The sequence below is a fragment of the Hymenobacter sp. FMD4 genome (genome assembly GCF_058932745.1).
In genome coordinates, this window is sequence record NZ_JBZYWH010000013.1 from 82,346 (window position 1) to 95,432 (window position 13,087).

Annotated in this window: 6 protein-coding genes; 5 read left to right on the forward strand and 1 reads right to left on the reverse strand. The window is 58.6% G+C overall.

The genetic code is table 11. The features are described from left to right. Position 1: 1 nt before the first annotated feature. Positions 2–745 (reverse strand): 3-oxoacyl-ACP reductase FabG, encoded by a 744-nt coding sequence (gene fabG, locus AC5FXY_RS13360; protein ID WP_493557185.1) that lies wholly within the window; start codon positions 743–745, stop codon positions 2–4. A gap of 362 nt (positions 746–1,107) precedes the next feature. Here fabG and AC5FXY_RS13365 point away from each other — a divergent pair, with 362 nt between their 5' ends. From AC5FXY_RS13365 to AC5FXY_RS13385, 5 genes are all read left to right on the forward strand, one after another. Beyond that, positions 1,108–3,378 (forward strand): NADP-dependent malic enzyme, encoded by a 2,271-nt coding sequence (locus tag AC5FXY_RS13365; protein ID WP_493557186.1) that lies wholly within the window; start codon positions 1,108–1,110, stop codon positions 3,376–3,378. A gap of 181 nt (positions 3,379–3,559) precedes the next feature. Further along, on the forward strand, positions 3,560–4,165 hold the full coding sequence (ruvA, locus tag AC5FXY_RS13370) for a Holliday junction branch migration protein RuvA (RefSeq protein ID WP_493557187.1): 606 nt from the start codon (positions 3,560–3,562) through the stop codon (positions 4,163–4,165). A 39-nt stretch (positions 4,166–4,204) separates the two neighbouring features. Beyond that, positions 4,205–11,764: a T9SS outer membrane translocon Sov/SprA gene (gene sov, locus AC5FXY_RS13375; RefSeq protein ID WP_493557188.1), complete on the forward strand. Its 7,560-nt coding sequence runs from the start codon at positions 4,205–4,207 to the stop codon at positions 11,762–11,764. A gap of 159 nt (positions 11,765–11,923) precedes the next feature. Next, positions 11,924–12,304, forward strand: a complete 381-nt coding sequence (gene gcvH / locus AC5FXY_RS13380) for a glycine cleavage system protein GcvH (protein ID WP_493557189.1) — start codon at positions 11,924–11,926, stop codon at positions 12,302–12,304. Between the two features lie 9 nt (positions 12,305–12,313). Beyond that, the gene (locus tag AC5FXY_RS13385; RefSeq protein ID WP_493557190.1) at positions 12,314–12,748 is read left to right on the forward strand and encodes a VanZ family protein; all 435 of its coding nucleotides are present in this window, start codon (positions 12,314–12,316) and stop codon (positions 12,746–12,748) included. Positions 12,749–13,087 lie beyond the last annotated feature (339 nt).

A 13,087-nucleotide genomic window follows, 5' to 3' on the forward strand; every position in this document is an offset into this window, starting at 1 on the left:
CTCAGATGGTTACGGCTCCGTCTACGCTCAGCACCGTGCCGCTCACGAAGCTAGCCTCGTCCGAAGCCAGAAACAGGTAAGCGTTGGCAATATCCTCCGGCGTACCTAGCCGCTTCAGCGGGGTCCGTTCCTTCATCATGTCGATGACCTTTTCGGGAATGGTCCCGATCATGTCGGTGGCAATAAAGCCCGGTGCTACGGCATTTACGGTGATGTTGTACTTGCCCAGCTCCTTGGCCAGCGTCTTGGTTAGCCCGATCAGGCCGGCTTTGGTAGCGGCGTAATTGGCTTGGCCGAAGTTGCCGTACAGCCCCACCACCGAGGCTGTGTTGATGATGCGGCCCGCCTGCTGGGCTTCCATATGCGGCGTCACGGCCTTGGTGCAGTTGAATACGCCCGTGAGGTTCACATCGAGTACCTGCTGCCAGCTCTGCAGCGTCATCTTTTTCAAGGTAGCGTCGCGGGTGATGCCGGCATTGTTGATCAGCACATCGATGCGGCCGTACTTCTGGCGCACGGCTTCGGCGGCGGCCTCCACCTGCTCTGGGTCGGTGGTATTGACTACCTGGGCCTCGGCCCGGCCACCGGCGGCTTCTATCTCACGGCGAGTAGCTTCGGCCTTTTCCTGGTTGATGTCCCAGATAACGACCGTAGCGCCTTCGGCCGCAAAACGGTGGCTGGCTACGCGGCCGATGCCGTTGGCGCCGCCGGTTATTACTACGACTTTGTCCTGTGCTCTTTTCATGGTGGCTTACTTGCTCTGGCTGAAAGTAGCCGAGGCAGCAAGTGCGACATGAATGAGCACGAAGAAAACCAGGGTGGACTTAAGGCCTTCCCAGCCAAGCAAACAATCATTAAATGCTTGTATATAAGTACATTACACCAATCAAAAGAGTATATGACTCTCCGCGTACATTGATCTTATTGGATATCATATAAGTGCAGTAACCTCAGCCGGCTTTCAGTAGCCGAGAAGCATACTGCAGCCAAAGACCTAGGGCTCAGTCTGAACTGCCGGAGCTTTGATTCCGCTTAATTTCGCGCCAACTTGCTTAACGGTGCCGCCTTCAGCGGGCGGTGCCCCATTGTTTTTGCACCTGCTCACCTATGCTGAAAATAAATAAGGAAGACGCGCTCAACTACCACGAACAGAACCCCGCTGGGAAAATCGAAGTGGTGCCCACCAAGCCCGTCAGCACCCAGCTCGACCTAGCCCTGGCCTACTCGCCGGGTGTCGCCGAACCGTGCAAGGAAATTGCCGCCAACCCCGACGACGTCTATAAATACACCGCCAAGGGCAACCTCGTAGCCGTTATCAGCAATGGCACCGCCGTATTGGGCCTCGGCAACATCGGTCCCGCCGCCTCCAAGCCCGTCATGGAGGGCAAAGGCGTACTATTCAAGAAGTTCGCCGGCATCGACTGCTTCGACATTGAAATCGACGCCAACGACCCCGACGAGTTCATCCGCATCGTGAAGGCACTGGAGCCCACTTTCGGCGGTATCAACTTGGAAGACATCAAGGCGCCCGAGTGCTTCCGCATCGAAACGGAGCTGCGCGAGAAGATGAATATCCCGCTGATGCACGACGATCAGCACGGCACAGCCATTATCTCAGCCGCGGCATTGCTCAGCGGCTTGGAGTTGGTCGGCAAGAAGATTGACGAAATCAAGGTGGTGGTGAGCGGCGCCGGCGCCGCAGCCATCAGCTGCCTGCGCCTCTATCTGGAGCTGGGCTTGAAGCGCGAAAACGTGGTGGTGTTTGATAAGGACGGCATCATTACGCCTGAGCGCACCAACTTGGCCGAGCTGCAGATGCAGTTTGCCACCACGCGCCCCATCAGCACTCTGGCCGAGGCCATGGAAGGGGCCGATTTCTTCCTGGGCCTTTCGGCTGCCAACGTGTTGGCGCCCGAGCTGCTGCTCAAGATGGCAAAGGACCCTATCGTGTTTGCGCTGGCCAACCCTGACCCGGAAATCGTGTACGAAGTGGCCATGGCCACGCGCGAGGACATCATCATGGCCACGGGCCGCTCCGACCATCCGAACCAGGTCAACAACGTACTGGGCTTCCCCTACATCTTTCGCGGGGCGCTTGACGTGCGTGCCACCGAAATCAACGAGGCCATGAAGTTGGCCGCCGTGCGCGCATTAACTGAGCTAGCCAAAGAGCCGGTGCCCGAGATGGTAAACAAGGCTTACGGCGACAATACGCTGAGCTTTGGCCGCACCTACCTGATACCGAAGCCGCTGGACCCGCGCCTCATCACGGCCATTTCGCCGGCCGTAGCCAAAGCTGCCATCGAGAGTGGCGTAGCCCGCCACATCATCACGGATTGGAACGGCTACGAAGACGAACTCCGCTCCCGCCTGGGTGTCAACCAGAAGTTGATGAACCGCATCACCTCGCGGGCCCGCTCGGCCCCGAAGCGTGTGGTGTACCCCGAGGCCGACAACTACAAAGTCCTCAAGGCTGCCCAGATCGTACACGACGAGGGCGTGGCCATTCCGATTCTGCTCGGCAACCGCGAGAAAATCGAGCAGATTGCCCGCGCCAATTCGCTGGATCTGGAAGGCTGCGAAATCATCGACATTCTGCAGGACGAAGCCAAGCGCCATGAATACGCGGAGCTGCTGTTTCGCAAGCGGCAGCGCAAGGGCATGACCCTGTACGAAGGCAAGCGTCTGCTGCGCGAGCGGAATTACTTCGGTGCCATGATGCTGGACCAAGGCGAAGCCGATGCGTACATCACCGGCTTAACCAAGGACTATGGCAAAAGCATCTTGCCTGCCCTGCAGATTATCGGGGTGGAAGAAGGCGTGCAACGGGCTGCCGGCATGTACATCGTGCTGCATAAGAAAGGCCCGTTCTTCTTCTCCGACACCACGGTTAACATCGACCCTACGGCTGAGCAGTTGGTGGATATCGTGGGCCTTACGGCCCGAGCCGTGCGCTTTTTCGATACCGAGCCGCGCATCGCGCTGTTGAGTTACTCCAACTTCGGCTCCAACGTGGGCCCGCTGCCGGACAAGATGCGCCGCGCCACCGAAATGGCCAAGCGCCGCTTCCCCGATCTGATTCTCGACGGCGAGATGCAGGCCAATACGGCCCTGAGCACACAACTCCTACGCGAGCATTACCCCTTCAGCGAGCTAGCCGAGAGAGGTGCTAACACCCTGATTTTCCCGGGCTTGACCTCCGGCAACATCGCTTACAAGGTGCTGCAGGAAATCGGCGGTGCGGAAGTAATCGGGCCGGTGCTGATGGGCATGCGCAAGCCGGTGCACATCCTGCAGCTTGGTGCAACGGTTCGCGACATCGTAAACATGACGGCCATTGCGGTGGTAGATGCGCAGACCTACAATCATCCGTTGTAGCGGAGAAGCAAGGAGGCAGGAGCAAGATTTTTTTAGCTGCTTACTCCAAGTAAATTAGCAACCATCAAAGGCGCAGGGCGTGGAATTCCTGCCCTGCCCTTTGTGTTGCGATTATCATGCTTTCCTGGAAGCGTAGCCTGTTTGGCCTGCACTTCCTCCTCCTAACTTCTTTAGCAAACCCATGATTGCCTACCTCGACGGTAAACTGGCTTACAAAGATCCCACCATGGCCATCATGGATGTGCAAGGCGTGGGCTACGAAGTAAAGATTTCGCTGGCTACGTACTCCAAACTGCCGGCCGAAGACGAAAAGGCCAAGATTTATACCTACCACCACGTCAAGGAAGACGCGCAGGCGCTGTACGGCTTCCTCGATCCAAACGAGAAAGCGCTGTTCATGCACCTGATTTCGGTATCGGGCATTGGGCCGGGCACGGGCATCGTGATTGTATCGTCCATGTCGGTGGGCGAGATTCGGCAGGCCATCATCCAGGAGGATGTGCGCTCCATCCAGGCCATCAAAGGTGTGGGGCCCAAAACGGCTCAGCGCATCGTACTGGACCTGCGCGACCGGTTACGCAAAGATGAATTATTGGCCAAAGCGGGCGTAGAAACGGTACCCTTGGCCAAGCAACACAATACGAATCGCTCGGAAGCGTTAGCCGCGCTAGTGACCTTGGGCTTCGCGCGAGCCGCTGCCGAAAAAACTCTGGATCAGATCCAGCAAAAACACGGCAACGAGCTGAGCGTCGAGGAATTAATTAAATTTGCTCTTAAGTCAAATTAAGTTTCCGCGGGCCTTCGGGCCCTTTTGTTTCGCGTTTGCTTGACCACCGGTACTAAGTCCCTCACTACCCTTTCCTCCGTCGTTGTAGCATCGCTGCTGACTTGGTGGACGCAGGCCGAACCGGCCGGCGGCCGACAGTTTGCCTTTGCTCAGCTTTGGAGCTGGCTCCAGACGCCCCGCTACAGCCCGCTGCTCGCGCCGCCTGATACCACACGCCCTGTGGCGGGCGACACGGCGCGCTACCGCACCAGCCGTCGTCCCAAGGTGGCTCCGCGCGACCGGCAGGGAAACTTCCTGTCCGATCGGCGACGCCGTTCGCCCTTGGTGTTGCCGTTGCCTACCAACGTAAAACCAAAGGTAACGGTGAGCGACAGCCTTGATTACGTGGACATTGAGGAAACAGTTGGCGACGACATCAGTTTTCGCGACCCAGCCCGGCTGTCGTACACCGAGTACCAACGCCTGCAGCAGCAGCAAGCCATCCGCAACTACTTCCGCACCAAATCCGACGGTGGGGTGGCGGGCGCTACCGGCAACGAAACGGCGGCCAAGCGCCTGATTCCCAAGATTTACATGGCCCCGGGCATGGGCCGCATCTTTGGGGGGGAGTTTATCGACATTCGACCCAATGGCTCGGCGACCATTGCGCTGGGCTGGCGTCAGAACTTCAACGACAACCCGGCCCTGACGCTGCGTCAGCGCACCAACGGCGACTTCAACTTCCAGCAAAATTTCAACCTGAACCTGACTGGTCAGATTGGGGACAAGCTGCGCATCCTATTCAATTACGACACCCGCGCAGCGTTCGACTTCGAAAACCAGATCAAGGCCGACTTCACGGGTTACGATACAGACATCATCCGCAAGGTGGAGATGGGCAACGTGTCGTTGCCGCTGAACAACTCCCTGGTACAAGGCGGGCAAAACCTATTCGGCATCAAAACGCAGCTACAGTTTGGCCGCTTGAGCGTAACCGGCGTAGCCGCTCAGCTACGCGGTACGGCCGACGAGGTGCGGGTGCAAAACGGGGCCCAGAGCCGCAACTTCGAAATCAAGGCGTCGCAGTACGAGGCCAACCGGCACTTCTTTCTGTCGCAATTCTTCCGCGACCGGTACGACGCGGCCTTACGCAACTTGCCTACCGTGCAGAGCGGCGTCGAAATCCGCCGCCTGGAGGTGTACATCACCAACGACAACCGCACCACCGAAACGCTGCGTAACGTGGTGGCGCTGCAGGATTTGGCCGAGCCTAACCGTTTCCTGTACCGCAACACGTTCATCCGCCCCACTCGCGCCAATTTCCCGGCCTCGAACGACGCCAACGACGCGCTGCAAACTGCGCTTCGCTCCGGTAGCCGCGACCTGCAAACTGTAGATAACTATTTGCAGACTAGCGCTGGCCTGACCAAGACCATCGACTACGAGTTAGTTCGTTCGCGCAAGCTCGACCCACGCGAGTACACCTTCAATCCGCAGCTGGGCTACGTGTCGCTGAACACGCCACTGCTGCCGGAGCAGGTGCTGGCCATATCGTGCGAGTACATCTTCAACGGTCAGACCTATAAGATCGGGGAACTGGCCGACGACTATGCCAACGTGTCCGATGATGGGGCCATCTTCCTGAAACTGCTGCGTGCCACCAACCCCGGTGTGGGCCTGGTAAATAGAACTGAGCCGACAGTGAACCTGCCCGGTCCCGGAAACACCGGTAACCCGCGCCTGCTGACCGGTAACCTGCCGGTGTTCGACCTGATGATGAAAAACATCTACTCGTTGAACGCCTCGCAGCTCAGCCGCGACCAGTTTCGCCTCGATATCGTGTACAAGGACGACGCCACCGGGGTCGATTTGTTGTCGCTGAAGGAAGGCGAGCGGATTGCCAATATCCCGCTGACGCAGGTGCTGAACCTGGACAACGTCAACCCCAACAACGACCGACCGGCCGACGGCAACTTTGACTTTTTGCCGGGCATAACCATCGACCCGGAACTGGGCAAGATTATCTTCCCGGTGGTTGAGCCTTTCGGCAGTTACCTCCAAACGCAGTTTAACCCAGCCACCGAGCAGGACCGGATTCGCCAGTACGTGTACCAGGAGCTGTACACGCAGGTGCAAAGCGACGCGCAGCAACGGCAGGAGAAAGACAAATTCTTCCTGAAAGGCCGCTACGCCGCCACCGCTACCGACGAGATTACACTGCCAGGCATCCGCATTCCAGAGGGCTCGGTGCGGGTGTACTCGGGCTCTACGTTGCTACAAGAAGGCGTCGATTACCAGGTGTTCTACGACCAGGCCAAAGTGAAGGTGCTCAACCCGAGCTACCTGAACTCGGCCAACGAGTTGCGCGTGCAGTTTGAGCGCGACGCCGTGGTGCAGGTGCTGCCGCGCAAGATGCTCGGCGCCCGTTTCGACTACAAAGTCTCGGACGACCTAAACTTAGGCGGCACGGTGCTGCACTTGCTGGAAAACCAGGCCCCCGGCATCAACCGCGTGAACCTGGGCGAAGAACCCAGCAACAACACCGTGTACGGCCTTGACGTGAACCTGCGCCGCGAGTCGCGGGTGCTCACGAAGTACCTCGACATGCTGCCCTTCGTGAACACCAAGGCCCCGTCGTCGGTGGCTTTTAGCGGCGAGTTTGCGCAGTTTGTGCCGGGTCAGTCCAAGCTAGGCCGCGGCGAAGATGGCGCTTCCTACCTCGATGACTTCGAGAATGCCCGTACACCCTTTACCCTGGGCGGCCTGAACTCTACCTCTACTTGGCGCCTGGGTTCCACGCCACTTCCCTTGGGCGGGAGCCAGCAGGGTCTGGCTTATTCGTATCGCCGTGCCAAGCTGGCCTGGTACACCATCGACCAGACCTACTTCACCAACGGCCGCTCCAAGCCTAGCAATATCACCACCGAGGTACTGCGCAACCACTATACCCGTGGTGTGGCGCGCTCCGAAGTATTCCCCAACCGCGACAACGGCGCCTTGGGCAATACTTATGAAAACACCTTTGATCTGGCTTACTTCCCTCAAGAACGTGGTCAGTACAACTACAACCCAAACCTGCAGCCCGGCACGAACGGACGCAAGCTCTTGGGTGACCCGAAGCGCAACTACGGCGGCATCTCGCGCGAAATCACTTTCGACACGGACTTCGACAACGCCAATGTGGAGTATCTGGAGTTTTGGATGATGGACCCCTTCATTCAAAGTGCCAACGGAAACGTGGACGACTCCGAAAACCCGCCTAAGTCAAACACTACCGGTGGTGAGTTGTACTTCAATCTTGGTTCGGTATCGGAAGACCTGCTGAAGGACGGCACGTACCAGTTCGAAAACGGCTTGCCCGATACGGACGACCCCGCCGCCGCCAACAACGTGCAGCAGACCCCCTGGGGACGGGCTACGCGCCTGCAGTTCCTCACCGATGCCTTCTCTACTGCGCCCGGTGGCCGTACCCGCCAGGACATCGGCCTCGATGGTTTCACCAGCACCGAGGAACAGAGCTTCTTTAACAGCATCCCCGGCTACGCCAACCTCGAAGACCCCTCGGCCGACGACTTCCGTCATCACCTAGATCAGGTGTACGATCAGAACGACGTCAAAATCCTGGGCCGCTACAAAAACTTCAACGGCATGGAAGGCAACTCGCGCACCGATGGTACGCAGAGCTCTACCGCCTTCCCCGACAAGGAAGACCTGAACCGCGACAACGTCATCAACGACACGGAACGCTACTACGAGTACCGCGTGCCGCTGCAGCCGGGCGACCTGCGCGTAGGCGAAAACTTCATCGTGGACAAGGTAACCAACACCTTGAACGGCGACGAGGTATCGTGGTACCAGTTCCGAATTCCTATTCGCCAGTACACCGGCATTCAAGGCTCCCCCACTGAGTTTGGCTTCAAATCGATTCGCTTTATGCGCATGTACCTCACAGGCTGGGAAGAACCGGTGGTGCTGCGCATGGTGCAATTCCAGTTTGTGGCCAACCAGTGGCGCCGTTACCTGGGCGTTATTGCCCAGCCCAACAGCGGCCAGCCCATCAACGTGACCAACGACGCTGACGCCTTTGCCATTTCTACGGTGGGCGTGGAGGAAAACGGCGCCACCAATAGCGCCAATGGTGGCATTCGCTACGTAACGCCCCCTGGTATCCAGCGCGACCGGGAATACGGTTCCAGCACCGTCAACCGCCAACAAAACGAGCAGTCCTTGCGCCTATGCGTGGAAGGCTTGAAAGACGGCTACGCCAAAGCAGCTTACAAAAACGTCAGCTTAGACCTGCTGCGTTACAAGCGCCTGAAGCTGTTCTTGCACGCCGAAAGCGAAAACCGCAACCTGCAGGATGGCCAGACCCAGGCCTTCGTTCGCTTCGGCACCGACTACACCCAGAACTTCTACCAATACACGCTGCCGCTGGTAATCACCCGCCAAGGCGCCAACACAGCCGAAGAAATCTGGCCCGAGCAAAACCGCTTGGATGTTCCCCTGCAGGCTTTCATCGATGCGAAGGCCCGCCGCAACCAAAACGGTTCCAGCCTACTAGTACCCTACTCTGAGAATTATCCCGTTACGTTACGCGACGGCCGCGTAGTCAACGCCACCATTACCATTCTGGGCAACCCCGACCTGAGCACCCTGCAAGGTCTGATGATCGGTATCCAGAACCCTTCGGACAACGGCCAGGGTCCGGATCAGTCCTTGTGCCTCTGGGCCGATGAACTGCGCGTGCAGGACTTTGACCAGACCGCCGGTTGGGCCGCCACTGCCCGCTTCAACACGCGCCTGGCCGACGTGGCCAACATCACCGCCACTGGCAGCTTTACCTCGGTTGGCTTCGGCGCCCTGCAGGACCGGCCGTCGCAACGTTCTTTGGACAACATCGCCCGCGGCGACGTCAACGCCGCCGTGGCGGTGGAAAAGTTCCTGCCCGAGAAGCTCGGCCTGCGCGTGCCGGTGTTGCTGCAAGCCGGCCACGAAAGCCGCTCGCCTAAGTACGACCCCCTCGACCCAGATACCGAGCTCAGCCAGTCGCTACAGAAGTTTGCCTCGGAAGCCGACCGCGCCGCGTACCGCCGCGAAGTAACCGACCAGACGCGCAGCCGCTCCATCAGCCTGCTCAACGTGCGCAAGGAACGCACCAACACCGAGCGCCCCGTGCGGCCTTATGATGTGGAGAACCTCGCCCTGAGTTACTCGCTTACCGATCGGCTGCACACCGACATCCGTACCGACCGCGACTTCACCCGCACCTACACCGGCGCGCTGGCTTATACCTACCAGCCCACGCCTAAGTCGTTCGCGCCGCTGAGCAAGATGCAGGCGCTGAACTCGCCGTACCTCAAGTTCCTGCAGGAGCTGAACTTCACGCCCTTGCCGTCGCGCTTCGCTTTCCGGGCCGATCTGGACCGCCGTTACAACGAGCGGTTCCTGCAACGCACGCTGCTTCCCGGCCAGGTGCCTTCTACCGATGGCATTCCAGGTGTATTCCAGAAGAGCTTCTTCATCAACCGCATCTACGACCTGAAGTGGGACCTGACGAAGAGCCTGATCCTTGACTATACCGCCACCAACCGCAGCAGCGTAGACGAAGGCGAAGGCCCAACCAAGGGCCCAACGGTAGCCACCAACGACCCGCGAGCGGAAATCAACCGTGACCTGCTGCAGCGCAACCTGCAGCGTGGTGGCCGTACCACCAACTTCAACCAGACCGTAGCACTGACCTACCGACTGCCGCTCGACAAGTTCCCGCTCACCGACTGGCTGTCGGCCGATACGCGTTACGCTGCCAACTATAGCTGGCAGGCGGCGTCCACAGCTATTCAGGCACCTGTTCTGAATCCCCAGCCGGGCGGCGAGGAAACGGAGTTTGTCAACATTGGTAATACCATCCAGAACAGCCAGGAAATGAGTGCCAACGGCCGTATCGACCTGGTGAAGCTATACAACAAGGTTCGCTTCCTGAACATTATCAACAACGCTCCCCCGCCGGGCCAGAAAGGTCAGGGTGGCAGCGAGTTTGACCGCCTGCGCCGCGGCAACGAAGCCGAGGGCCGCAAGGGCCAAGCCGCTGGTGCGGCCACTGCTAATGCTGCCACCGATACCGCAAAGGGTCCCGAATTGCGGGCGCTCAAAGCCGTGCTGCGCTCCTTGATGACGGCTCGCTCGCTTAACTTCACTTACACTCAAACTTCGGGCACCTTGCTGCCGGGCTACCTGCCAGGTACGCGCTTCTTCGGCCTGAACAGCGACTTCTCAGCTCCAGGTGTACCCTTCATCCTGGGCCAGCAGTCTGATCTGAACAATCTGTACAACCGCGCCAATGCGCGCGGCTGGTACACAGAGCGCAGCGACTTACTGAACACTCCGCTTAGCTCGCTCCAAACGACCAACCTGAATATTCGCACTGCGCTAGAGCCTTTCCGCGACTTCAATATTCAGCTTGATGCCCGGCGCCAGCAAGTGCGTAACCGCGAGGTGTTCTACCGGGCAGCAGTGGACACCTTTAGCCTGCAGCCCATCGTCGATCCGCTGACGGGCACCTTCGTAATGGCTCCGTCGCTGCCCTTAGGCTCCGGTTCGTTTAGTACATCGTTCTTCTCGCTGCAAACGCTGTTTGGCGACTTGCGCCGCAACAATACCTCTGCGGCTTTTGAACGCTTTGTCAACAACCGAATTCCCATCCGTGACCGGTTGCAGGCAGCCAACCCGTTGATTGATAGACAAGGAGACACTACCGGCGGCCTTTACGGTTATAACTCGCAGGATGTGCTAATTCCGGCTTTCCTCGATGCTTACCGCGGTCGGTCTTCAGCTAATTACAAGGCTAAAAGCTTCAATCCATTTCGCCCAGTGCGGATACCGCTGCCCAACTGGCGGATCGATTACAATGGCCTTTCTAACGTTCCTTTTGTGCAGCGGTACCTGCGCTCGGTGGCAATTACTCATTCCTATTCGTCGGAGTATCAGATCTTGGGTTACACTACTTCAACCTTGTATAAGGAAGAACCGGAGGGCTTGGCAACCGTCACCAACCGAGACAAGCTGTACATTCCGTACTACGTGGCCAACCAAGTGGTCATCACTGAACGCCTCGCGCCGCTGGTTGGCATCAATTTCCAGACCCTGGAGAAAGTCAACGGCCGCCTCGACTATGGCCTCGACCGTAGCTTGGCACTGAACGCCACCAATGCCCAAGTGACCGAGCTACGCAATAAGACCATTACCATCGGTCTGGGCTACACCACCAACCGGTTCCGCATTCCGTTCCGCATTGGAGGTGAGCAGCGCATCCTGCGCAACGAGCTGAACGCCCGCCTGGACCTTTCCATCCGCGACAACATCACCATTCAGCGGAGCATTGTAGATGCCGTGGCTCCAACGCGGCGCAATCCGAACGGGGCCGAACCGGGCCGGCCCGAACAGCAGGTAACCAACGGCAACCGCCAGTACCAACTGCGCCCCACGGTGGACTACGTGGTGAATCAGCGCCTGAACCTGCAGTTCTACTTCACCCGCAATGTGTCGCAGCCGCGGGTGAGCAACTCCTTCAAGAATGCCGCAACCGAAGGCGGCGTCCAGTTGCGCTACAGCCTGTCGCAATAGCTGCTGAACTAGTTGAAATGGCCGAATGGCTAGAGGGTTGGTTGTTCCGTCAGCGGAACCACTGACCATTTAGCCATTCGGCCATTTATCCATTCCTCTTTTGCCTTACCTTTGACCGCCGCACCGCGGCTTTTCATCCCAATCCTGTTTTAGCCTCTTATGAACCTGCCCAGCACCCTGAAGTACACCAAAGAGCACGAGTGGATTCGCATCGAAGGCGATGTGGCCTACGTAGGCATCACCGATTTTGCCCAGAAGGAACTCGGTGACATCGTGTATGTAGACATTGACTCTGCTGATAAGGAAGTAAGCCGGGACGAAGTATTTGGCACGGTAGAAGCCGTTAAGACGGTTTCGGACCTGTTCAGCCCCATCACCGGCACGGTGCTGGAAGTAAATCCCAAGCTGACCGATGCCCCCGAATCCGTAAACTCGGACCCCTACGGCGACGGTTGGATGATCAAGATGTCCATCCAAGATCCGTCGGAGCTGGAAGCCCTGCTGTCGGCTGAGGCTTACGGCGAATTGGTAGGCGCTTAAGCAGAGGGTTTGGCTAAGATCCTACGGTCCACCTTTTTGGCTGGCAATCGGGTCTGGCCGCTGCTGGCCGCCGCCTGGACGGCCTTCATGCTCTGGGGTACGCTGAGCCCCCTGGATCAGCTACCGCCCCTCCCCCACTGGGAACTGTTTGCATTTGACACGGCCGCCCACGCCGGTATGTTCGTGGTGACGGCGGTGCTCTACATACTGTTAGCCCGGCGGCAGCGGCTTTTCCCAAGCCTCTACCGCCGGGCTTTCCTGTGGACGCTGCTGATCTGCCTGGCCCTGGGTGCCGCCATCGAGCTTATTCAAAGTTCAATGGAGTTAGGCCGCATGGGCGATTGGACCGATGTGCTCAGCGACTCCATCGGCGCGGTGGCGGGCGTTGGCTTTATGCGTCTCACCCAGCGCTGGTGGGATGTACCTGCCCCAAGCACTTTTTGATTGATGCCGCGCCGGAGCTACACAAGCGTTGCTGCTTGCCTGATCTGCGCGGTGGGTGTGGGTTACGGCTCACCGGGTACAGGGCAGGATATGACCCGGGCCCGAAGCACCATTGAGCAACTTGCCGGCCCTCGCATGCATGGGCGCGGCTACGTCCGCCAAGGAGAGCGGAAAGCAGCCGACTTTATTCGTAAGCGGTTCCGGCAGTTGCAGTTACAGCCCCTCGCGCCCAATTATTTTCAATCTTTCCAGTTAGACGTAAACACGTTTCCTGGCAAGCTTGACCTATGGGCTCATAAGCAAAAGCTGCGCCCTGGCGAAGATTATATAGCAGAACCC

Bases quoted from the DNA above. Each gene is read 5' to 3' on its own strand.
- ruvA (WP_493557187.1), top strand. From the start codon at position 3,560: ATGATTGCCTACCTCGACGGTAAACTGGCTTACAAAGATCCCACCATG.
- gcvH (WP_493557189.1), top strand. From the start codon at position 11,924: ATGAACCTGCCCAGCACCCTGAAGTACACCAAAGAGCACGAGTGGATT.
- fabG (WP_493557185.1), bottom strand. From the start codon at position 745: ATGAAAAGAGCACAGGACAAAGTCGTAGTAATAACCGGCGGCGCCAAC.
- AC5FXY_RS13365 (WP_493557186.1), top strand. From the start codon at position 1,108: ATGCTGAAAATAAATAAGGAAGACGCGCTCAACTACCACGAACAGAAC.